At 72.2% G+C, this 21,260-nt stretch carries 24 protein-coding genes; 8 read left to right on the forward strand and 16 right to left on the reverse strand.

Annotation, left to right across the window (positions count from 1 at the left end):
* Window positions 1-21 precede the first annotated feature (21 nt).
* Window positions 22-711, reverse strand: a complete 690-nt coding sequence (locus ACIQU4_RS35620; protein WP_403739870.1) for an alpha-ketoglutarate-dependent dioxygenase AlkB family protein — start codon at window positions 709-711, stop codon at window positions 22-24.
* A gap of 48 nt (window positions 712-759) precedes the next feature.
* On the opposite strand from ACIQU4_RS35620, the gene ACIQU4_RS35625 reads away from it, so the two are divergent.
* Together ACIQU4_RS35625 and ACIQU4_RS35630 are read left to right on the forward strand one after the other, a co-directional pair.
* Window positions 760-1,506 (forward strand): maleylpyruvate isomerase family mycothiol-dependent enzyme, encoded by a 747-nt coding sequence (locus tag ACIQU4_RS35625; RefSeq protein WP_403739873.1) that lies wholly within the window; start codon window positions 760-762, stop codon window positions 1,504-1,506.
* A 114-nt stretch (window positions 1,507-1,620) separates the two neighbouring features.
* Window positions 1,621-1,872, forward strand: a complete 252-nt coding sequence (locus ACIQU4_RS35630; protein ID WP_403739876.1) for a DUF6332 family protein — start codon at window positions 1,621-1,623, stop codon at window positions 1,870-1,872.
* Between the two features lie 12 nt (window positions 1,873-1,884).
* Here the strand turns inward: ACIQU4_RS35630 and ACIQU4_RS35635 are convergent, their stop codons facing one another.
* Complete coding sequence (locus ACIQU4_RS35635) at window positions 1,885-2,817, reverse strand: spherulation-specific family 4 protein (protein WP_403739879.1); 933 nt, start codon at window positions 2,815-2,817, stop codon at window positions 1,885-1,887.
* A 223-nt stretch (window positions 2,818-3,040) separates the two neighbouring features.
* The gene (locus ACIQU4_RS35640) at window positions 3,041-3,739 is read right to left on the reverse strand and encodes a TetR/AcrR family transcriptional regulator (protein WP_403739881.1); all 699 of its coding nucleotides are present in this window, start codon (window positions 3,737-3,739) and stop codon (window positions 3,041-3,043) included.
* A gap of 145 nt (window positions 3,740-3,884) precedes the next feature.
* Here ACIQU4_RS35640 and ACIQU4_RS35645 point away from each other — a divergent pair, with 145 nt between their 5' ends.
* A complete protein-coding gene (locus ACIQU4_RS35645) occupies window positions 3,885-4,343 on the forward strand; it encodes a nitroreductase/quinone reductase family protein (RefSeq protein ID WP_403739884.1) in 459 nt (152 codons plus the stop codon).
* Window positions 4,344-4,500: 157 nt separating this feature from the next.
* Here the strand turns inward: ACIQU4_RS35645 and ACIQU4_RS35650 are convergent, their stop codons facing one another.
* The gene (locus ACIQU4_RS35650) at window positions 4,501-5,736 is read right to left on the reverse strand and encodes a geranylgeranyl reductase family protein (protein WP_403740052.1); all 1,236 of its coding nucleotides are present in this window, start codon (window positions 5,734-5,736) and stop codon (window positions 4,501-4,503) included.
* A 345-nt stretch (window positions 5,737-6,081) separates the two neighbouring features.
* Here ACIQU4_RS35650 and ACIQU4_RS35655 point away from each other — a divergent pair, with 345 nt between their 5' ends.
* A complete protein-coding gene (locus tag ACIQU4_RS35655; RefSeq protein ID WP_403739887.1) occupies window positions 6,082-7,446 on the forward strand; it encodes a dipeptidase in 1,365 nt (454 codons plus the stop codon).
* A gap of 108 nt (window positions 7,447-7,554) precedes the next feature.
* The gene (locus ACIQU4_RS35660) at window positions 7,555-8,244 is read left to right on the forward strand and encodes an MBL fold metallo-hydrolase (RefSeq protein ID WP_403739891.1); all 690 of its coding nucleotides are present in this window, start codon (window positions 7,555-7,557) and stop codon (window positions 8,242-8,244) included.
* A gap of 16 nt (window positions 8,245-8,260) precedes the next feature.
* Here the strand turns inward: ACIQU4_RS35660 and ACIQU4_RS35665 are convergent, their stop codons facing one another.
* A complete protein-coding gene (locus ACIQU4_RS35665; RefSeq protein WP_403739893.1) occupies window positions 8,261-9,301 on the reverse strand; it encodes an NUDIX domain-containing protein in 1,041 nt (346 codons plus the stop codon).
* Window positions 9,302-9,467: 166 nt separating this feature from the next.
* Here ACIQU4_RS35665 and ACIQU4_RS35670 point away from each other — a divergent pair, with 166 nt between their 5' ends.
* Window positions 9,468-10,505: a LacI family DNA-binding transcriptional regulator gene (locus ACIQU4_RS35670; RefSeq protein ID WP_403739896.1), complete on the forward strand. Its 1,038-nt coding sequence runs from the start codon at window positions 9,468-9,470 to the stop codon at window positions 10,503-10,505.
* Between the two features lie 10 nt (window positions 10,506-10,515).
* Here ACIQU4_RS35670 and ACIQU4_RS35675 read toward each other — a convergent pair whose 3' ends face one another.
* Window positions 10,516-10,710, reverse strand: coding sequence for a hypothetical protein (locus tag ACIQU4_RS35675; RefSeq protein WP_403739899.1), 195 nt, complete (start codon window positions 10,708-10,710; stop codon window positions 10,516-10,518).
* Window positions 10,711-10,918: 208 nt separating this feature from the next.
* Here ACIQU4_RS35675 and ACIQU4_RS35680 point away from each other — a divergent pair, with 208 nt between their 5' ends.
* Window positions 10,919-11,683 (forward strand): hypothetical protein, encoded by a 765-nt coding sequence (locus tag ACIQU4_RS35680; RefSeq protein ID WP_403739901.1) that lies wholly within the window; start codon window positions 10,919-10,921, stop codon window positions 11,681-11,683.
* 58 nt (window positions 11,684-11,741) lie between these two features.
* Here the strand turns inward: ACIQU4_RS35680 and ACIQU4_RS35685 are convergent, their stop codons facing one another.
* The 6 genes from ACIQU4_RS35685 to ACIQU4_RS35710 form a co-directional block, all read right to left on the reverse strand.
* Window positions 11,742-13,040 carry a DUF6986 family protein gene (locus ACIQU4_RS35685; RefSeq protein ID WP_403739904.1) on the reverse strand — a complete coding sequence of 433 codons (1,299 nt, stop codon included), beginning with the start codon at window positions 13,038-13,040 and terminating at the stop codon, window positions 11,742-11,744.
* 153 nt (window positions 13,041-13,193) lie between these two features.
* Window positions 13,194-14,156: an electron transfer flavoprotein subunit alpha/FixB family protein gene (locus ACIQU4_RS35690; protein ID WP_403739907.1), complete on the reverse strand. Its 963-nt coding sequence runs from the start codon at window positions 14,154-14,156 to the stop codon at window positions 13,194-13,196.
* Window positions 14,157-14,214: 58 nt separating this feature from the next.
* On the reverse strand, window positions 14,215-15,000 hold the full coding sequence (locus tag ACIQU4_RS35695; RefSeq protein ID WP_078988286.1) for an electron transfer flavoprotein subunit beta/FixA family protein: 786 nt from the start codon (window positions 14,998-15,000) through the stop codon (window positions 14,215-14,217).
* 203 nt (window positions 15,001-15,203) lie between these two features.
* Window positions 15,204-15,728, reverse strand: a complete 525-nt coding sequence (locus ACIQU4_RS35700) for a flavin reductase family protein (protein WP_403739911.1) — start codon at window positions 15,726-15,728, stop codon at window positions 15,204-15,206.
* Between the two features lie 71 nt (window positions 15,729-15,799).
* Complete coding sequence (locus ACIQU4_RS35705; protein ID WP_403739914.1) at window positions 15,800-16,042, reverse strand: putative leader peptide; 243 nt, start codon at window positions 16,040-16,042, stop codon at window positions 15,800-15,802.
* Entirely contained in the window at window positions 16,039-16,380 is a 342-nt protein-coding gene (locus ACIQU4_RS35710) for a thioredoxin family protein (RefSeq protein ID WP_387283115.1), read from the reverse strand. The genes ACIQU4_RS35705 and ACIQU4_RS35710 overlap by 4 nt, the downstream gene beginning before the upstream one ends.
* Window positions 16,381-16,616: 236 nt before the next feature.
* On the opposite strand from ACIQU4_RS35710, the gene ACIQU4_RS35715 reads away from it, so the two are divergent.
* Entirely contained in the window at window positions 16,617-17,339 is a 723-nt protein-coding gene (locus ACIQU4_RS35715; protein ID WP_403739917.1) for a lysophospholipid acyltransferase family protein, read from the forward strand.
* A gap of 89 nt (window positions 17,340-17,428) precedes the next feature.
* On the opposite strand, the gene ACIQU4_RS35720 is transcribed toward ACIQU4_RS35715, so the two are convergent.
* The 4 genes from ACIQU4_RS35720 to ACIQU4_RS35735 all read right to left on the reverse strand — a co-directional run bounded on the left by ACIQU4_RS35720 (window position 17,429) and on the right by ACIQU4_RS35735 (window position 21,237).
* Entirely contained in the window at window positions 17,429-18,643 is a 1,215-nt protein-coding gene (locus tag ACIQU4_RS35720) for an alginate lyase family protein (RefSeq protein WP_403739920.1), read from the reverse strand.
* An 81-nt stretch (window positions 18,644-18,724) separates the two neighbouring features.
* On the reverse strand, window positions 18,725-19,342 hold the full coding sequence (locus ACIQU4_RS35725) for a transglutaminase family protein (protein WP_403739922.1): 618 nt from the start codon (window positions 19,340-19,342) through the stop codon (window positions 18,725-18,727).
* Between the two features lie 72 nt (window positions 19,343-19,414).
* Window positions 19,415-20,476, reverse strand: a complete 1,062-nt coding sequence (locus ACIQU4_RS35730; protein ID WP_403739925.1) for a threonine aldolase family protein — start codon at window positions 20,474-20,476, stop codon at window positions 19,415-19,417.
* A complete protein-coding gene (locus tag ACIQU4_RS35735; protein WP_403739927.1) occupies window positions 20,473-21,237 on the reverse strand; it encodes an SDR family NAD(P)-dependent oxidoreductase in 765 nt (254 codons plus the stop codon). The genes ACIQU4_RS35730 and ACIQU4_RS35735 overlap by 4 nt, the downstream gene beginning before the upstream one ends.
* Between the last annotated feature and the right edge of the window lie 23 nt (window positions 21,238-21,260).

Genomic DNA, 21,260 nt, shown 5'->3' on the forward strand with positions numbered 1-21,260 from the left:
CGGTGTGCGCGGCGCCGCCGATCAGTCGGGGGCCGCCCCGAGGCCACCGACCCGCAGGGTGATGTTCAGCCGCCCGGTCAGCCCGAGCCCGGGCGGGGCGGTGCCGGGCAGTACCTTCGGCACCCCGTGATGGGCCAGCCGGGCCGGGCCGCCGAAGACGAACAGATCGCCGCTGCGCAGCCGGACGTCCTGGTACGGGCGGCCCCGCGAGTCGGTGTTGCCGAAGCGGAAGACGCACGTATCGCCAAGGCTGAGGGAGACCACCGGAGCCCCCGACCTCTCCTCGGCGTCCCGGTGCATGCCCATGCGGGAGTCGCCGTCGTAGAAGTTGATCAGCGCGATGTCGTACGCGTACGGAGCCGCGGTCGCTGCCTCGGCCTCGGCCTCATCGTCGTTCCCGTACGCCGCCGCCACCGCCTCCCGCCCCAGCTCCGCGAGCCAGCCGGGCATCGGCTTGACGGGAGCCCCGTCGCCGTCCACGGCGGTGCGGGCGTACCCGTACGGATACCAGTGCAGGCCGAGGCACACCTGGCGGGCGGTCATCGTCCCGCCGCCGGGTGTCCGTACGGTGCGCAGGCCTGCGGGCGGCCGCGCCCAGGCGCGGCAGGCGGCGAGCAGCTCCCGCTGGCGCCCGGGCCCGAGCCAGTCGGGCACGTGCACGGCGCCGGGGGCGATCTCGGTCCGCTCGCGCGGGAAGAGTTCCCCGTCCATGGCTCCATTCTCACCGGCATTGTCAGTGGCCGGTGCGAGACTGCCCGCATGAAGATCCCGGAGTATGTGGAGACGCTTGCGCAGGAAGGCGAGTTGCTCGCCGACACGGCCGAGCGGGCGGGTACGGAGGCCCCCGTGCCCACCTGTCCCGGATGGCGGGTCTCCGATCTGGTGCGGCACACGGGCGCGGTGCACCGGTGGGCCGCCGGGTACGTCAGGGACGCGGTCGTGGAGCCCGGCCCGTTCCCGGACGCCCCGGAGCTGGTCGGCGCCGAGTTGCTGGCCTGGTACCGGGAGGGTCACGAGGCCCTGGTGCGGACGCTGACCGAGGCTCCGGCCGACGTGCAGTGCTGGACCTTCCTGCCGACGGCCGCGCCGTCACCGCTGGCGTTCTGGGCGCGCCGGCAGGCGCACGAGACGGCCGTGCACCGGATGGACGCGGAGGCGGCGCTCGGCGTGGTCTACGCGCCGGTGGCACCTGAGTTCGCCGAGGACGGGGTGGACGAGCTGCTGACCGGCTTCCACGCGCGGCCGCGCAGCCGGATGCGGACGCAGGAGCCGCGGGTGATGCGGGTCCGCGCCGCCGACACGGGCGCGGTGTGGACCGTACACCTGTCGCCGGAGCCGCCCCGCACGGTGTCGGGCGACACGGGCGACCCGGCGGACTGCGAGGTGATCGGGACGGCGTCGTGGCTGTACGCGGCGCTGTGGAACCGCCTTCCGCTGATGGGACCCGGGGTGACCGGGGACGAGTCGCTGGCGCGGCAGTGGGCCGAGGCGGCCGGGATCGGCTGACGGATTCCGGGGGGGGCGGGGCGGGGCGGGAGCCGGGGGCGCGCCGCGCGGGCAAGTCGAAACAGCCTCAAGGCACTCTTGTGACGGGGCGGTACGGGCTGTGACACTGCGTGCATGGGGCGACGGACGCAGGAGGATCGCGACGCGATCACGATAGAGATCGGCTACGCGTTCGTCAGCGGGTGCTTCGCGGCCGCGCTCGTCTTCGGGGCGGTGTACGGCCCCGCTCTGGTCTTCGACGTCTCCCCCACCGCCGACGCGGTGCTCACGGTGGCGGCCGGGGTCCTGGCGGGGGCGGTGTTCCTGTTCCGGATCACCCACGTCCTGTGGCGCTTCGCCCGCCGCCCGGAGAACGACGGCCGCTGACCGCCTCGTCCGTCAGCCCAGCGTGGCGGCGTACAGCGTCTGGCTTCGGTATTTCCAACTCGGCGACTCGTCCCAGGGGTTGGGCATCCGCGTGCCGGTCGCGTACGCGTATCCGGCGCCGCGGTCGAAGGCCGTGCGGAGCGTGGTGCGCATGGCGGTGGCGTCCGGGACGGCGTGGACGAGGTGCCAGAACGCGGTGCCGGTCGGGTCGAGTTCCGTGCCGGCGCGGTAGCCGCCCGACTCTGCGAAAACGTTCCCTCCGAGCCAGCCGCTTCCCGTGTACGCGGCGTACGTGTCCTCGAAGGTGACGAAGACGTCCGCGGTGCGGTGGCCAGGCTCCAGGTAGCAGTCGGCGATGGCGGTGCCGGGGTTGTCGACCACGAGCTCGGCGGCCGTGGGGTCCGCGGCGTCCATGGTGTCCTGCACGTACTCGCGCAGCTGCGCGTAGTGGTCGCGTGTGGCGTTGCCGGGGCCGCAGTCGCGGCTGACGACGTCGAAGAAGATGCCGTCCACGTGGAGGCGGCCGTCGCGGGTCTTGAGGTAGTTGTCGACGGAGGCCTTGATGGCGGCGACGTCGCGGTTGCCGTGGTCCGTGTGGACGTAGCCGAGGACCTTCGTCTTCTCCCCGGTGGCGGTGGTCCCGGCCCGCAGGGCGTCGGCGCGGGCCTGCCAGCGGGCGTCGAAGGGGGCGTCGCCGTTGCCCGGGTTGAGGACGACCACGGACGCGGCGGGCGTGGTGGCGACGAGGTCGCCGAGCATGTGGTCCCCGGCCCATGCGTACGCGGGGACGCCGATCTCCAGGCCCCGCACGCCGGCTGCCCGGGGTCTCGGGGCCGGGACTGCGTCCTCGGCCACGGTGCCGGCCGAGGCGGGCACGGCGGGCGCCGGCGCGGCCAGTAAGGAGGTGACCAGGACGGCGTACAGGGCCTTCACGGCGCGGGCCATGGCTGTTCCTCCGACAAGGGGCGGGGGCAGGAGCACGACCCGACGAACACTAGACGGGCGCCCGTTCGGTGAAAGCCGAACCACTCGTATTGATGTGAGGAACAGACAAGCGATCTGTCACCTCATCATGCGAATCACGCGCATCACGCGGCCGTACGGACGGCCGTACAGGCAGTCGTACGGACGGCCGTACGAGAAGTCGTGCGGACGGCCGCCCGGGCCGTCATACCGCGGGCAGCCCGACCCCGTGGGCCAGTTGGCCCGCGGCGTGCGTGAAGAACGTGGCGCGGTCCTCGACGACCCGGTTGAACTGGCCGAACAGCTCGAAGGAGATGAGGCCGACCAACTGCGCCCAGGCCGCGACCAGGGCGGCGGTGACCTCCGGGGGCAGCCCTTCGGCGAAGTCCGCGGTCATCCGTACGGCCTCGGGGCGCAGGGCGGCGGGCAGCGGCGGCAGCGCGAGGCCGCGCCCGGCGTGGGCGGCCCGGACGATGCCGATGAAGGTGTTGCCGACCCGGGAGGCGGGGGCGACCGTGTCCATGGGGGCGCTGTAGCCGGGGACCGGGGAGCCGTAGATCAGGGAGTACTCGTGCGGGTGGTCCAGGGCCCAGGCGCGGACGGCCTCGCAGACGGCCGTCCAGCGCTCGCGGGGCGCGGCGCCGGCGGCGCGGGCGCGGGCGTCGGCCTCCTCGGCGGCGGCGCCGACACTGTCGTAGGCGTCGACGATGAGGGCGGTGAGGAGCTCGTCGCGGCTCGGGAAGTAGCGGTAGAGGGCCGAGGAGACCATGCCCAGCTCGCGGGCCACGGCGCGCAGCGAGAGCTTGGCGGCGCCCTCGGCGGCGAGCATGCGGCGCGCCTCGTCCTTGATGGCGGCGGTGACCTCGATACGGGCCCGCTCCCGGGCCCCGCGCACGGTACTCATACGAGCAGTGTGCCAGAAGTCAGAGCACTGCCCAAAAATCAGAGCGTCGCTCCATTCAGAGAGCGGTGCTCTTGTTTTGGGAAGGCTATCCGTGCACACTGATCTCAAGCGAGAGCACCGCTCTCCCAACGCCCCGGAGCAAGCCATGAACGCGCCCACCCCGTACTACGTCCAGGCCAGCCCGCTCGCCACCCGCTTCAACTCCCTCTTCGGGAAGCTGGCCCGGCTCGGCATCAGCCTGGCCGGCACCGCCGAGCTGTCGGTGCGCGGCCGCAAGTCCGGCCAGATGCAGCGGATCCCGGTCAACCCGCACACGCACCGGGGCGAGCAGTACCTGGTGTCGGCGCGCGGCCACTCGCAGTGGGTCCGCAACATGCGGGTGGCGGGCGGCGGTGAGCTGCGCGTGGGCCGCAAGGTGCGTACCTTCACGGTCACCGAGATCACCGACCCGGTGCAGAAGGCCGCCGTCCTGCGCACCTACCTGGAGAAGTGGGGCTGGGAGGTCAACCGGTTCTTCCAGGGCGTCACCGCCCGGTCCACCGACGCGGAGCTCCAGGCCACATCCGGTGACCACCCGGTCTTCCGCATCACCGTGTCGAACTGACGCACACGGAACACGGCGCACGCCACGCTGCACCCCGCCCCGCCCAAAAGCAGCGGCGGCCTTGCCCGCACACCCGGCAAGACCGCCACCCTCGTCCACACCCCGGCCAGGAAGAGCCCGGCCGCCGTACCCGGCCCCCCGGGCCCGGGCCGGCGCTTTAAGCCTTCTCCATCTCCTGCCCCTGTCCCTGTCCCTGCTCCGGGCCCGCGGCCCGGTTCCGCGCCTGCTTGCCGTCCAGGATGTGCAGCGCCTTGCGGGCGATCGGATACGTCCGCACCAGGTCCGGCAGCGTCGTCGCACCCCGGGTGATGCGGGCGAAGGCCAGCCACGCCGGACGGAAGCCGGTGATCGCCGCGTGCATCAGCCCGGGCCGGGCCTCGAAGGCGGTCAGCATCCGCTTGCCGACGCCCATCTCCACGCCCAGTCCGGCCTTGACCGCGAACGCGTAGTTCAGGGCCTGGCGGCGCGCGTCCACCGCGTCCTGCGCCTCGGAGATCTTCACCGCCCACTCCCCGGCCAGCCGGCCCGAGCGCAGCGCGAAGGAGATCCCCTCCCGGGTCCACGGCTCCAGCAGTCCGGCCGCGTCGCCCGCGACCAGGACCCGGCCCCGCGACAGCGGCGACTCGGGCTTGCGGCAACGGGTCAGATGCCCGGACGAGATGGCGGGTTCGAACCCGGCGAGTCCGAGCCGGGCGATGAAGTCCTCCAGGTACCGCTTGGTCGCGGCCCCGTCGCCCTTCGCCGAGATGACCCCGACGGTCAGGGTGTCGCCCTTGGGGAAGACCCAGCCGTAACTGCCGGGCAGCGGGCCCCAGTCGAGGAGCACCCGCCCCTTCCAGTCGTCCGCGACCGTCTCCGGAACCGGGATCTCCGCCTCCAGGCCGAGGTCCACCTGCTCCATCTCGACGCCGACGTGCGCGCCGATCCGGCTCGCGCTGCCGTCCGCGCCGACCACCGCGCGCGCCAGGACGGTCTCCCCGTCGGCGAGGACCACGGCGACCGTGCGCCGGTCGGGCACCGCCGCCCCGTGCTGCTCGACCCGCGTGACGGCCGTACCCGTACGGACGGTGGCACCCACCTTCTCGGCCTCGGCGACCAGCGCCGCGTCGAACTCCGGCCGGTTGACGAGGCCGAAGAGCATCTGCCGCGAACGGCGGGTCCGGGTCAGCTTCCCGTTCAGCGAGAAGGTGACCGCGTGGATCCGGTCCTTGAACGGCAGGACGAAACCGGGCGGGAGGGCATCGCGCGAAGGGCCGATGATCCCGCCGCCGCACGTCTTGTACCGGGGCAGCTCGGCCTTCTCCAGCAGCAGTACGCGCCGCCCTGCCTTCGCCGCCGCGAACGCGGCCGAGGCGCCGGCCGGCCCGGCCCCGACCACGACCACGTCCCACACCTCACCTGTGCCCCCGGGCACCTCGGCCACCCCGTCCTCCGCCCCCTGAGCGGCCTGCCCTGCTGCTGAGTCGGGTCCCCCGACGGTGCTGTCGTCGCTGCTCACGATGTGCTGCTGCTCCTGATCATGCGGTTGCTCCGATGCAGCCAAATCCTACGGCGCGAGTCCGGCCCGTCCTGCTGTGCGAGGATCGGGACTGTCTTTCGCCGTACCCGGCATACGCCCACCACGCGGATGCGGGCGGTGTACACGTACCGCCGAGTACACATACTCGGCGTACACATACTCGGCGTACGCGTACACGGCGTACACCTACACAACGTCGCACCCAAGAGGAGCGTGCCCATGTCCCAGAATCCGATCGCCGAGACCATCACCTCGCTGATGCCCCGCGCCAAGCAGGAGCTGAGCGAGCTGGTGGCCTTCCAGTCGGTGGCGGACTGGGCGCAGTTCCCGCAGAGCGAGAGCGAGGGCGCGGCCAACTGGGTGGCCGACGCGCTGCGCGCCGACGGCTTCCAGGACGTGGCGCTCCTCGACACCCCCGACGGCACCCAGTCGGTGTACGGCTTCCTGCCCGGTCCGGAGGGTGCGCCGACCGTCCTCCTGTACGCGCACTACGACGTGCAGCCGCCGCTGGACGACGCCGCCTGGATCTCCCCCGCCTTCGAGCTGACCGAGCGCGACGGCCGCTGGTACGGGCGCGGCGCCGCGGACTGCAAGGGCGGGTTCATCATGCACCTGCTGGCGCTGCGCGCGCTGAAGGCCAACGGCGGGGTGCCGGTGAGCGTGAAGGTGATCGTCGAGGGCTCGGAGGAGCAGGGCACCGGCGGCCTCCAACAGTACGCCGAGGCGCACCCGGAGCTGCTGACCGCCGACACGATCGTCATCGGCGACACGGGCAACTTCCGGCTCGGCCTGCCGACGGTCACGGCCACCCTGCGCGGCATGTGCCTGATCAAGGTGAAGATCGACACTCTGGGCGGCAACCTGCACTCCGGCATGTTCGGCGGCGCCGCGCCCGACGCGCTGGCCGCGCTGATCCGGCTGCTGGACTCGCTGCGCGCCGCGGACGGTTCGACGACCGTCGACGGCCTGGCCTCGGACGCCGTCTGGGAGGGCCTGCAGTACCCGGAGGCGGACTTCCGCACCGACGCGAAGGTGCTGGACGGGGTCGAGCTGATCGGCGAGGGCACCATCGCGGACCGGCTCTGGGCCCGCCCGGCCGTCACCGTGCTCGGCATCGACTGCCCGCCGGTCGTCGGCGCCACCCCCTCGGTGCACGCGAGCGCCGGCGCGCTGATCAGCCTGCGCGTGCCGCCGGGCGTGGACACGGCCGACGCCGTCAAGCTGCTGGAGGCGCACCTGGTGGCGCACACTCCGTGGCAGGCGCGCCTCGAACTCGAAGTCGTCGGCCAGGGCCAGCCGTTCCGGGCGGACACCGACAGCCCGGCGTACGCGTCGATGAGGGCGGCCCTGCAGGAGGCCTACCCGGGCCAGGAGATGCAGATCAGCGGCATGGGCGGATCGATTCCGCTGTGCAACACGCTGAACTCGCTCTACCCGGAGGCGGAGATGCTGCTGATCGGGCTGAGCGAGCCCGAGGCGCAGATCCACGCGGTGAACGAGAGCGTCTCACCGGAGGAGCTGGAGCGGCTGTCGGTCGCGGAGGCCCTGTTCCTGGTCAACTACGCGGAGTCCAAGCGCGGCTGACCTGAGGACCGGCCGGCCTGTCGGCCTGCGCTACGGGCGAACTCCGCTCCCGGTGAAAGGCCGGCCGGGAGCGGAGCCGACGGACGGACAGGGACGTACGTTCGGGGCATGGATCTTGTCGAAGTACTCCCGCAGCGGCTCCACATGCTCCGTTTCCCGATCGGCCAGGCGTACCTGTGGCGCGACGGTGAGGCCCTGACCCTGATCGACTCCGGCCACGTCGGCGCCGCGGCGGCGATCGAGGAGGCCGTTCGCTCCCTGGGGCTGAGCCCGGAGCGGCTGGCGCGGATCGTCCTGACCCACTGCCACCGCGACCACGTCGGCGCCGCGGAGGAACTCGCCGGGCGCTGGGGTGCACAGGTGCTGGCGCACCGGCTGGAGGCCCCGGTGATCCGGGGCGAGCTCCCGGTCCCGGAGCCGGTTCTGCTGGACTGGGAACTCCCGCTGTACGCACACGGCCTGACGGTGCCGCCGGCGCCGCCGACGCGGGTCGACCGGGAGGTCGAGGACGGGGAGGTGCTCCCGTTCGGCGGCGGCGCGGTGGTGGTCCACGCCCCGGGCCACACGCCGGGCAGCATCGGCATCCACCTGCCGCGCCACGGAGTGCTGTTCGCGGGCGACTGCATCGCGGGGGTGGACCGGGTGATGCTGGGCGTGTTCAACGTGGACCGCGCGGGGGCCCAGGCCTCGTTCCGGCGCTTGGCGGGGCTGTCCCCGTCGGTGGCCTGCTTCGGCCACGGCGACCCGCTCACCGAGGCCGCGGCGGCCACCCTCCGCACAGCCGCGGACCTCCCGTAACCGCTGTCCCCAGGGGTCACGGCGTGGGGCGGCCGGCCTCCAGGTAGAGGGGGCGGCCGCGCTCGCGGGCCCGCAGGGCCCAGCGGAGTCGCTCGTAGCGGACCGGTGGGAGCAGGCCCGCCGCCTCCTCCTCCGTGACGAACCGCCACGCCCGCAGCTCCGGACCCGGCAGCCGGAGCCCCGCCGCGGCGGCGGGCGAGAGGCGGCCCCCGTCGAACAGCAGCCGCAGTCCCCCGTACGCCGGAGGCACCGGCGGCTCCCAGTCCACGACCAGCAGCCCCGGTACGGCGTCCAGCGCCAGGCCCAGTTCCTCCGCGACCTCCCGCACCCCGGCGCCGCCCGGCGCCTCGCCCGCCTCCACGACCCCGCCCGGGAACTCCCAACCCGGCTTGTACGTCGGATCGACCAACAGCACCCGGTCCTCGTCGTCGAACAGCAGCACCCCGGCCGCCACCGTCTCCCGGGTCGGCTCCGGCGTCTGCACGATGTCGCAGACCCGGGCCGCGTCCGTGCGTACGGCTTCGGCTATCCGCTCCGCCGTCTCCCGCACGCTCAGGGCGCCGTTGTCGATGACGTGCGCGTCCGCCGCCAGCCAGCCGCCCAGCGCCTGCTGGTAGGCGGGGATATGGCCGTACGCCCACTGCCGCACCCGCACGTCCACGTCGGCGGGGTCCCCCGGCTCCTCCCGCGTCGCGATCCGCTCGCGCAGGATCGTTTCCTCCGGGGCGAGCAGCACATGTCGCACCGGAATCCGGCGCGCCGCCAGCCCGCCGAAGATCTCGTCCCGGTACTCCTGCCGCAGCAGCGTCATCGGCACCACCAGCACCCCGCCCAGCTCCGCGAGCATCGCGGCGGCCGTGTCCACCACCAGGCGCCGCCAGCTCGGCAGGTCCTGGTAGTCGGAGACCTCCGCGAGGCGTTTGCGCGGCAGCAGTTGGCGTAGTGAGTCGCCGACGAGCTCCGGGTCGTACAGGGTGCTGTCCGGCAGGATCCCGGTCAGTTCGCGGGCCGTGCTGGTCTTCCCGGCGCCGAATGTGCCGTTGATCCAGACAATCACGTCTACCCCTCTCCCCATGGCTCGTCCGGAGCCCCCAGTGGCTTGCCCGCATCACCCTGCCACGGAAACCCGCTCCCCGGCCCAGTGCTTATCCTCAAGGTCGGAAAGGTCAGATCCCGGCCCCGCCCGCCCCGCCCGCCCCGCCGCCTCCGGAGGTTTCCGTCCCGTGCCGCAGACCCGCCGCCCGTCCGACCCCCGCTACGGCAACCGGCCGACCATGAAGGACGTGGCGTCCCGTGCGGGCGTGGGCCTGAAGACGGTCTCGCGCGTGGTCAACGGCGAGGCGGGCGTCACCCCGGACACCGTGCGGCGGGTCCAGGAGGCCATCGAGGCGCTCGGTTTCCGCCGCAACGACAGCGCCCGCGTGTTGCGCAAGGGCCGTACGGCCACCGTCGGGCTGGTCCTGGAGGATCTCGCGGACCCCTTCTACGGACCGCTGAACCGGGCCGTGGAGGAAGTGGCCCGGGCCCACGGGGCGCTGCTCATCAACGGGTCCAGCGCCGAGGATCCCGACCGGGAGCGGGAGTTGGCGCTGGCGCTGTGCGCGCGCCGGGTGGACGGGCTGATCGTGATCCCGGCCGGGGACGACCACCGCTACCTGGAGCCGGAGATCCGGGCGGGGGTGGCGACGGTGTTCGTGGACCGGCCGGCGGGCCGGATCGACGCGGACGTGGTGCTGTCGGACAGCTTCGGCGGTGCCCGCGCGGGCGTGGCGCACCTGATCGGGGGCGGCCACCGCCGGATCGGCTTCATCGGGGACCACCCGCACATCCACACGGCTACGGAGCGCCTGCGCGGCTACCGCGCGGCGATGGCGGACGCGGGCCTGCCGGTGGCGGAGCCCTGGGTCTCCCTCGGCTCGACCTCCCCGGACCGCGTCGGGGAGGCGGCCCGCGCGATGCTGACGGGCCCCGACCCCGTCACGGCGGTCTTCGCGGGGAACAACCGGGTGACGGTGACGCTGGTACGGGTCCTGGCCGAGCACCCGGTGCCGGTGGCCCTGGTCGGCTTCGACGATTTCGAGCTGGCCGACCTGCTGCGCCCCGGGGTGTCGGTGGTGGCCCAGGACCCGGCGGCCCTGGGCCGGGTGGCCACGGACCGCCTGTTCCAGCGCCTCGCGGGCGCCGCCCTCGACCCGGCTCGCATCGAACTCCCGACCCGGCTGATCCCCCGCGGCTCGGGCGAAATCCCCCCGGCCGCATAAGGGTTCGGCTTCAGAAGATCAGCCCGCGCAGCACGGGCACGGCCCCGCCGGTGGCGGTGAGCCCGGCGAGTGCGGACAGGGCGACGGGAACGCCGCCCAGGAAGCTCGGTCCGCCGACCACGCCGCCGATCAGCAGGGCGATGACGAGCACGACGGCGGTGTGCAGGGACAGGAACGGCTGCTGCGTTTCACGTGGAGTGGTCATGGCTCGATTGCGCCCCCGGCCGGGCCGCCGGCGCCCACGTACGCAACGAACCCGGTCCGAGCCGATCGCCCCGGAAGTCCCTTGAACGACGGGGTTGTTCGGTGGAACGCCGCGGCTGTTCCCGGCTGTTCGGGAAAGTTCCGGACTGTTCCGCCCGCGACGTTCCAACCTGGGCGGCCACACATGGCCGAGGGGGGACATGGGGGACATGGAGCCGCAACCGCGCGCCGCCTTCGAAGAGGGACTCGCCGCGCTCGCCGGTGATCTGACGCGATTACGGATCGAACGGGGCATGCCCTCCTACCGCGATCCGGGAGCGCGCGCGGCCGGATCCATGACGCAGATCCGGCTGGCGGTGGCCACCCAGAGCGACATCTTCAACGGCAAGCGGCTTGTCCGGTTGGACACCTTCATGGCGCTGGTCCGGGTCATGCTGTCCTACGACGGATACGGCCGTCCGACCGCCGTCCCCTCCCACACGGCACCCGAACTCGATGCCTGGCGTCGGCGCTGGCGGGAACCTGCCGCGATGCAGTCCTCCGGGCACTCCCGTGCCCGCGCCGCCCGCGCCGCCCGTGCCGCGCGGAGCGCCACCGAGGGCGGGGAAGCAGTACGGGAGGCCCTCGGGGAATCGGCCACCGGCCCTCGCGCCCCGCCGCGCCCCACCAACCTGCCGACTCCCTCGGCCCGGCCGACCGGGCCCGGACACCACGGCATCCTGAACCGGGGACCGGTCCGACGGCCGGACCGGCTCCCGGGCCCACCGCCCGACCGGATCCCGACCGGATCCCGACCAGCCCCCCCCGGCCCGCCGGCCCGCCCTCCCGCCGGCCCGGCCCCGTACGCCCTCCGGCACCGCCTCGTCGGGCACCTCGCCCCGGTCCGGGACGTGGCCTTCTCACCCGACGGCCGCCTGCCGGCCTCCGCGGGCCGGGACGGAACCCTGAACCGCTGGATCATCGGCCCGCTGTAAGACGCCGCGAGGCCCGGCCGGGGCGTCCCCGGCCGGGCCTCGTCCACCGCGCGGCGGATCAGGCGGTCGCCGTCAGCGTCGCCGAGCGGCGCGGGATCGCGAACGCGTCCAGCTCGGCGCGGGTCAGGCCGGTCAGGGCGGCGACCTCCTCCGCACCCACCGCGCCGCAGTCCAGGCCGCGGACCAGGTATCCGGCCAGGGCCTTGGCCGTGGCCGGCTCGTCCATCACGTCGCCCTCGATCTTCGCGACGTACGCCTTCAGCCGCGCGGCAGCGGCTTCGAGGCCCTCGCGGTAGAAGGTGAACACCGCCGCGTAGCGGGTCGGCAGGTGGCCCGGGTGCATGTCCCAGCCCTGGTAGTACGCGCGGGCCAGGGCCCGGCGGGTGAGGCCGTAGTGCAGCTTCCAGGCCTCGTGGACGTGCTCGGTACTGCCGATCGGCAGGACGTTCGTGGAGCCGTCGGAGACGCGTACGCCGGTGCCGGCGGCCGCGACCTGCATGATCGCCTTGGCGTGGTCGGCGGCGGGGTGGTCGCTCGACTGGTACGCGGCCGAGACGCCGACGCAGGCGCTGTAGTCGAAGGTGCCGTAGTGCAGGCCGGTGGCGCGGCCCTTGGAGGCCTCGATCATCCGGGCCACGGTGGCGGTGCCGTCGGAGGCGACGATCGACTGGCTGGTCTCGATCTGGATCTCGAAGCCGATCCGGCCCGGGCGCAGGCCGCGGGCGGTCTCGAAGGCCTCCAGCAGCTTGACGAAGGCGCTGACCTGCTCGGCGTACGTGACCTTCGGGAGGGTCAGGACGAGGCCCTCGGGCAGCCCGCCGTGCTCCAGCAGCCCGGACAGGAAGATGTCGGTGGTGCGGATGCCGCGGTCGCGGACGTTGGACTCCATGCACTTCATGCGGATGCCCATGTACGGGGCGTTCGTGCCGTTGGAGAAGGCTTCGGAGACGAGGCGGGCGGCGCGGGCGGCCGCCTGGTCCTCCTCCTCGTCGGAGCGGACGCCGAAGCCGTCCTCGAAGTCGACGCGGAGGTCCTCGATGGGCTCGCGCTGCAGCTTGGCGCGGACCCGGTCGTAGACCGGTACGGCGAGCTCGTCGGAGATGCCGAGGACCTTGGCGAAGGTGGCGGCGTCCGGGGCGTGCTCGTCGAGGGCGGCGAGGGCCTGGTCGCCCCAGGAGCGGATGGTGTCGGCGGCGAATACGTCACCGGGGACGTAGACCGTGTGGATGGGCTGGCGGGTGCCGGGGTCGCCCGGGTAGTGGCGCGCCAGCTCCGCGTCCACCGGCGCCAGGGAGGCGCTGATTCCCTCGCTGACCGCGCCTGCGAGGCTCGTCGCCACCTTCTCCTGCTGACCCATCGCGCACTCTCCTCTTTTTCCGCTTCACGGAAGCATAGATCCGCATAGCAGAATTTAATGAGGGGTTCTTGTCTAGTCAATGGTTGCAGGAAACACCTCGGGGCCGCGTGGTGAGTGTCACCACGCGGCCCCGAGTCACAGCATCGACGCAGGTCAGCCCTTGCGGGCCTTGATCTCCTCGGTCAGCTGCGGGACGACCGCGAAGAGGTCGCCGACCACGCCGTAGTCGACCAGGTCGAAGATCGGGGCCTCGGCGTCCTTGTTGATGGCCACGATGGTCTTCGAGGTCTGCATGCCGGCCCGGTGCTGGATCGCGCCCGAGATGCCGGAGGCGATGTACAGCTGCGGGGAGACCGACTTGCCGGTCTGGCCGACCTGGTTGGAGTGCGGGTACCAGCCGGCGTCGACGGCGGCGCGCGAGGCGCCGACGGCGGCACCGAGGGAGTCCGCGAGCTCCTCGATGATGTGGAAGTTCTCGGCGCCGTTGACGCCGCGGCCGCCGGAGACCACGATCGCGGCCTCGGTCAGCTCGGGGCGGCCGGTCGACTCGCGCGGGGTGCGCGAGACGACCTTGGTGCCGGTGGCCAGGGCGCCGAAGGTGACGGCGAGCGCCTCGACGGTGCCGGCGGCCGGGGCGGCCTCGACCGGAGCCGAGTTCGGCTTGACGGTGATGACCGGGGTGCCCTTGGAGACACGGGACTTGGTGGTGAAGGACGCGGCGAAGGCGGCCTGCGTCGCGACCGGGCCCTCGTCACCGGCCCCCAGGTCGACGGCGTCGGTGATGATGCCGGAGCCGATGCGGACCGCCAGGCGGGCGGCGATCTCCTTGCCCTCGGCGGAGGAAGGGACGAGCACGGCGGCCGGGGAGACGGCGTCGTACGCGGCCTGGAGCGCGTCCACCTTCGGTACGACGAGGTACTCGGTGAACTCGGGGGCGTCGGCGGTCAGGACCTTGACCGCACCGTGCTCGGCGAGCACCGCGGCGGTGGCCTCGGCACCGGCGCCGAGGGCGACGGCGACGGGCTCGCCGATGCGGCGGGCCAGCGTCAGCAGCTCAAGGGTGGGCTTGCGGACGGCACCGTCCGCGTGGTCGACGTAGACGAGAACTTCAGCCATGGGACTGCTCTCCTGCGATTGCGAAGTATCTGGGGGCTAACAGAGGTGACCGAAGCTCTTAGATGAACTTCTGGCCGGCCAGGAACTCGGCCAGCGACTTGCCGCCCTCGCCCTCGTCCTTGACGATCGTGCCGGCGGTGCGGGCCGGGCGCTGCGTCGCGGAGTCGACCGCGGTCCAGGAGCCTTCGAGGCCGACCTCGTCCGACTCGATCTCCAGCTCCTCCAGGTCCCAGGACTCCACCGGCTTCTTCTTGGCGGCCATGATGCCCTTGAAGGAGGGGTAGCGGGCCTCGCCCGACTGGTCCGTCACGGAGACGAGCGCCGGGAGGGAGGCCTCCAGCTGCTCGCTCGCGGAGTCGCCGTCGCGGCGGCCCGTCACGGTGCCGTCCTCGACCTTGACCTCGGAGAGCAGGGTGACCTGCGGGACGCCCAGGCGCTCGGCCAGGATCGCCGGGAGCACGCCCATGGTGCCGTCGGTCGAGGCCATGCCGGTGATGACCAGGTCGTAGCCGGCCTTCTCGATCGCCTTGGCGAGCACCAGCGAGGTGCCCATGACGTCGCTGCCGTGCAGGTCGTCGTCCTCGACGTGGATGGCCTTGTCGGCACCCATGGACAGCGCCTTGCGCAGCGCGTCCTTGGCGTCCTCGGGGCCCACCGTCAGGACGGTGATCTCGGCGTCGTCGGCGTCTTCGGCGATCTGCAGCGCCTGCTCGACGGCGTACTCGTCGAGCTCCGACAGCAGACCGTCGACGTCGTCGCGGTCGACCGTCAGGTCATCGGCGAAGTGCCGGTCGCCGGTGGCGTCGGGCACGTACTTCACACAGACAACGATCCTCAGGCTCACGCCGGCTCTCCTACCGCATCGTCTTTTTTCTGATACCGCCTTGTGCAGGCAGCATAGGCGCCTTGTCGGGCGGATCCCGGTCGGGGCGGCCCGCGCTCCGAAGGGAATGTTACTCGTCAGTACACCGTGGGTGTTCCACGGTGGCAAGGCCGGTGAACTGTGATCTGTCCAACGCCGCCCGAACCCGCCCCAGCAGGGACGATTCAGTCGCGCAGCGCGTTGAAGCGACCCTGGTGGTACAGCAGCGGCCGGCCTTCCCCGGCCGGGTCCCCGGTCACCGCCTCAGCGATGATCACCCGGTGCGCCCCGGCCGGTACGCGCGCCACCACCCGGCACACCAGCCACGCCAGTACGTCGTCCAGCACCGGAACCCCGTGCGGACCCGGGGCCCAGCCCGTGCCGGGCCCGAACCGGTCGGCGCCGCTGCGGGCGAACAGGCCCGCGAGGTCCTGCTGGTGCTCGCCGAGTATGTGGACGCCGAGGTGCTCGGAGTCGCGTATCGCGGGCCAGCTGGAGGCCCCCGTGGCGATGGTGAAGGACAGCAGTGGAGGATCGGCGGAGACCGAGTTGAGCGAGGTCGCGGTGAACCCGACCGGGCGGCCGCCGTCCTCGGCGGTGATCACGGCCACTCCCGCGGCATGCCGGCGGAAGACGGAGCGCAGCAGGTCCGGCGAGCCGGGCCGGCCGGAGTCGGCGGTGGGAACGGTGGAGGCGGTCGGGGCCGTCATGGAGGTGCTTCCTTCTGCCGCGGAGGCGGCGGGCACGGGCGCGGTGGGATCGGGTCGGGGACCGGGTTCGTTCAGTGGCCCTGACAACGCGCGCTCGCGTAGCGGACGAGGTCCACGTGGACCCGCCCGTAAAGCAGGAGTTCATACCGCATGCCGCCAGCCTGGCGATCTCCCGTGTACACAGTCAAGCCGCATCGGGCAGATGCGAGGCGCGTCACGCTGCGTGCGGGCGCGTGCACCGGCGCGCCGGTCATAGGACCGGCCATCGGACCGGTCTTCGGACCGGTCTTCGGACCGGCCGCCGTGCCCGTCATACCGCGGCGCCCAGCGCGGCGATCACGTCCGCCTTGCGCGGCATCCCCACCGCGCGCCGCACGATCCGGCCCCCGGCGTCGAGGACGAGCACGGTCGGCGTCTTCTCGATGCCGAGGGCGCGCACCAGCTCGAGACGGGCTTCAGCGTCGATCTCGATGTGCTCGACGCCCTCGACCAGGCCGGCCACGTCGGCGAGGATCCGCCGGGTGGCCCGGCAGGGCTGGCAGAACGCGCTGGAGAACTGCACCAGGCTGGCCCGGCGCCCGAGCGGTGCGCCCAGTTCCGCCGCGCCCAGCCGTACCAGGCCCGTGACCTGCCCGTCCTCGTCCCCGTGCACCCGTGCTCCCGTCGCCGCGGACCTCGTTGCCGCATCATTGAACTGCGTTCGTACGGTGATCCGAGCGCCCCGGCTACGCACCGCATTCCCGGCGTGACGAGAATCTCCTCGGGCACGGTCGTCTGGGCTGGCCAGCAGCCCGCGTATGGGGCACGATCCCCAAGGGCAGCGTACCTACGCAGCCGTAACTTCCGGCCGGGAGCACCTCCCCAGGCAGAAAGCGGGGTCTCCCCCTCATGGCTGAGCTCGTCTACCCTCCGGTGATCGGCGCCGCCCACACCCTCTTCAAGGCGCTGGACATCCGCATCGACATGAAGGGCACGGAGAACATCCCGCGCAAGGGCGGGGCGGTTCTCGTGTCGAACCACATCGGCTACCTCGACTTCATCTTCGCCGGCCTGACCGCGCGGCCGCAGAAGCGCCTGGTCCGCTTCATGGCGAAGGAGTCGGTCTTCCGCCACAAGGTGTCCGGCCCGCTGATGCGCGCGATGAAGCACATCCCGGTCGACCGCAAGCAGGGCGAGACGGCCTACCAGCACGCCCTCGACTCGCTGCGCGCGGGCGAGATCATCGGCGTGTTCCCGGAGGCGACGATCTCCCAGTCGTTCACCCTCAAGAGCTTCAAGTCGGGCGCCGCGCGCATGGCCCAGGAGGCCGGCGTCCCGCTGATCCCGGTGGCGCTGTGGGGCACCCAGCGGCTGTGGACCAAGGGCCGCCCGAAGAACCTCAAGCGCAGCCACATCCCGGTGACGATGCGCATCGGCGAGCCCATCGAGGCGCCCACCGACCAGTACGCCGGGGCCATCACGCGCCGCCTGCGCGAGCGGGTGCAGGAGCTGCTCGACGCCGCGCAGAGCGCCTACCCGGGCAAGCCCAAGGGCCCCGAGGACACCTGGTGGCTGCCGGCGCACCTGGGCGGCACCGCGCCGACGGCCGCCCAGGTCAAGGAAGCGGGCTGATTCCGCACCACCAGGTCGGGTGATCGTGCTGCCCCGCTGTTCACGGCGGGGCCGCGGTTTCGTGCCGGTGTGCCGGTCGAGCCCGACCGTCAGTTGGGGTTCTCGGCGTGGGTCAGCGTCTCCCATGCCTCGAAGTGGTTCTCGGTGCCCGCCGGGCGCCGCCCCTCGGTGAGCTTGCGGGTGTTGTCCATGCTGACGCCCAGGCGCGTGTGCAGGGCGTTGTAGCCGACCTCGGTGGCCGGGCCGATGCCCTTCGTCACGCTCCCGCCGCACAGCCAGGACGGCACCTTCGCGCCGAGCTCGTACTGGGCGTGGAAGCCGAGCGCGTACCGGAACCGGTCCTTGAACTGCGGGTACAGGTCGCGTCCCTGGATCCGCGAGGTCTCGGCGACGTGCATGGTCGCGGCGATCGCCATCCCGGTGTGGCCGAAGTCCCGGCAGGTCTCCTGGGCGAGACCGTCCACGAAGGTGCTCTGGCCCTGCCAGTAGTCGATCAGCTCGCTCTTGGTGTCGATGGTCGAGCGCGGCGGGTACGTGGGCTGCGCCCCGTCCGAGGCGAGGTAGAAGTACGCCGGGACCCGGCCGAGGTAGATCGCCATCGCCTTGTCGTAGCTCGCGCGGTCGTCGAGATGGACCGAGATGCCGATGGCGGCGTCCATCATGATCAGTTCCCAGTTGCCGTTGTTGTTCGGCTTCCCGTTGATGACCTCGGGCAGGTAGACGTCGCGCAGCATGGTGGCGAAGCGCCCCTGGTTCGGCCAGCCGCCGGTGTACGTGTGTTTGATGATCTCCGCGGCGCGCGGCCACGTGGAGCCCGCCCAGCCGCTCTGCAGCGGGGCGTTGGTGTTGGTGTGGTCCTTGATCTTCGCGGACCAGGCGTCCATCAGCTCGATCGACTTCTTCGCGTACTTGGCGTCCCGGGTGATGTACCAGGCGAGGGCGTCGCTGTACGCGGCGATGGCGTCCTCACGCTCCTCGGAACAGCCGTTGTCCGGGTTCGAGTACGAGCCGCACTCGACGACGGCGCGCGGTTCGGGCGTACGCGACTGCGAGCCGTACGGGCTCGCGAGCATGGCGTCGAACGCCGACTTCCACGGCTGCTCCCCCGCCTGCACCTTCGTGCGTACGAAGTCCAGCTGGGCGCGGCTGTTGAGGACTCCGGGGTGCGCGAACTGCGCCGGAGCGGCGGCTGCGGCGGGGGCGGGAGCCGGCGGGGGCCCGGCCTGGGCGGTGGGGGTGAGGGTCAGGGCCGCGGTCAGGCCGAGTGCCAGGGCGGCCAGAGCCGCGGGAACTCCGTGGCGCATGGAGCACCTTCCGTTCGGGGGTGGGGGGAACGGGGATGTTCTGCCGCCGAAAATACCCATGGGCATGCCAAGTTGACAACGCTATCCGACAGGAAACTTTCCTATCTCCGTCGGAAGGTTCCGCCACAGCTCGGGCCGGTCGGCGGACTCCTGGAGGGCCGCCAGCGCGGCCGGGTGCGCGGCGGCGTACAGCTCGGGGTAGTCGACCTCACCGAGCCCGGGGCGTACGGGGAAGGCGAGCCTCTCGGCGTCCAGCGCGAACCGGGCGTCCACGCCGGGCTTGTTGCCCCGCGGGTCCTGGCGGGCCCAGTCCGCGGCCCCCGGCAGCCGGAGGGCGATCAGCCCGTGCACGACGGGGTTCGAGCCGTCGTCATCGGTGAGCCGCTGGTAGCAGAGGCCGGCCGGGATGCCACGGACCCGCAACAGGGCGACCAGCGCATGGGACTTGGCGAAGCAGATGCCGTTGCGGGTGCGCAGCACGTCCGAGGCGCGCCAGGAGACGCGCAGGTCCCCGGAGTCGGCGGAGTGCGGGATGGTGTCGCGGACGAACTCGAAGGCGGCTTTGGCGTATGAGTATGCGTCGCCGGTGGCGGTCCACAGGGCGTCGGCGGTCTCCCGTACGAGCGGGTGGTCGTGGTCGATGACCTCATCTGCCGCCAGATAGGCGTGCACATCCGGGCTTTGCGGGATCAGCTGCATGGCCCGGAGCATAGGCATACCCCCGACCGCAGATCAATGGATTTGCGGCCGAGGGTATATCTATTCAGATCTTCAGCGGGACAGCTCTTCCTTCAGCGCCTGGAGGAAGCCGTCCACGTCTTCCTCCTGGGTGTCGAAGCCGCACATCCAGCGCACGTGGCCGGCGGCCTCGTCCCAGAAGTAGAAGCGGTAGCGCTTCTGCAGCCTCCGCGACACCTCCTGCGGCAGCTTCGCGAACACCGCGTTGGCCTGCACCGGGTAGAGGATCTCCACCCCGTCGGTCTCGCGCACCCCCGCCGCGAGCCGCTGCGCCATCGCGTTGGCGTGCCGGGCGTTGCGCAGCCACAGGTCCTTGGCGAGCAGTGCCTCCAGCTGCACCGACACGAACCGCATCTTGGACGCGAGCTGCATCGACATCTTGCGGATGTGCTTCATCTGCCGGACCGCGTCCGGGTTGACGACCACCACGGCCTCGCCGAACATCATGCCGTTCTTGGTGCCGCCGTAGGACAGCACGTCCACGCCCACCGTGTTGGTGAACGTGCGCATCGGCACGTCGAGCGAGGCCGCGGCGTTGGCTATGCGGGCCCCGTCGAGGTGGACCTTCATGCCGTGGGCGTGTGCGTGCTCGCAGATCGCCCGGATCTCGTCCGGTGTGTAGACCGTGCCGAGCTCGGTGTTCTGAGTGATCGAGACGACCTGCGGCATCGCCCGGTGCTCGTCCTCCCAGCCCCAGGCCTGCCGGTCGATGAGCTCGGGGGTGAGCTTGCCGTCCGGGGTCGGGACGGTGAGCAGCTTGAGCCCGGCCATCCGCTCCGGGGCGCCGCCCTCGTCGACGTTGATGTGCGCCGACTCGGCGCAGATCACCGCACCCCAGCGGTCCGTCAGGGCCTGGAGGGCCGTGACGTTCGCGCCGGTGCCGTTGAAGACCGGGAAGGCCTCCGCGTACGGGCCGAAGTGGCTACGGATGATCTTCTGCAGGTACTCGGTGTACTCGTCCTCGCCGTAGGCGACCTGGTGGCCGCCGTTGGCCAGGGCGAGGGCCTCCAGGATCTCCGGATGGACCCCCGCGTAGTTGTCGCTCGCGAATCCGCGCACCGCCGGATCGTGGTGGCGGTGGGCATCGGTCTTCACGGTTGCGGAGTGAGCCACAGACGCTGTCCGTTCACATCGATGGCGGGCCGCTCCCAGACGCCGGCGATGGCCTCGGCCAGCTCCTTGACGTCGGTGAAGCCCGCGAACTTCGCATTGGGGCGCTCGGCGCGCATCGCGTCGTGCACCAGTGCCTTGATCACCAGGATCGCAGCCGCGGCGCCCGGGCCGTCCTCGCCCCCCGCCTTGCGGAAGGAGTCGGCGAGGGCGAGCGTCCAGGCCTCGGCGGCCGCCTTGCCGGCGTTGTACGCGGCGTTGTTGGCGACCGGCTTGTGCGCGCCGGACTGGCTGATCAGGACGTAGCGGCCGCGGTCACTGCGCAGCAGCCCGTCGTGGAAGGCGAGCGAGGTGTGCTGGACGGTGCGGATCAGGAGCTTCTCCAGGAAGTCCCAGTCCGCGAGGTCCACGTCGGTGAAGGTCTTGCTGCCGCGCCAGCCGCCGACGAGGTGGACGACCCCGTCGATCCGGCCGAACTCCTTCTCGGTCCGCTCGGCCCAGGCCTTGGTGGCCGCGAGGTCGAGCAGGTCCACGGTGTCACCGGTGACGGTGGCGCCGCCGTGGGCATAGCGGGCCGCGTCCACGGACTCCGCGAGGCGCGTCGGGTCGGCGTCGGCCGCGACGACCACGGCACCGGCCTCGGCGAGGCGGAGCAGGGCGGCGCGACCGGCGGGGCCGCCGGCCCCGGCGACCGCCACGACGGCACCGTGGAGCTTGCCGTTCCCGGACTTCCCAGCGCTGTTCATCTGTGCAGCCTCCTGTGCGCGAG

The sequence above is a fragment of the Streptomyces sp. NPDC090741 genome, assembly GCF_044769045.1.
Lineage (GTDB): Bacteria > Actinomycetota > Actinomycetes > Streptomycetales > Streptomycetaceae > Streptomyces.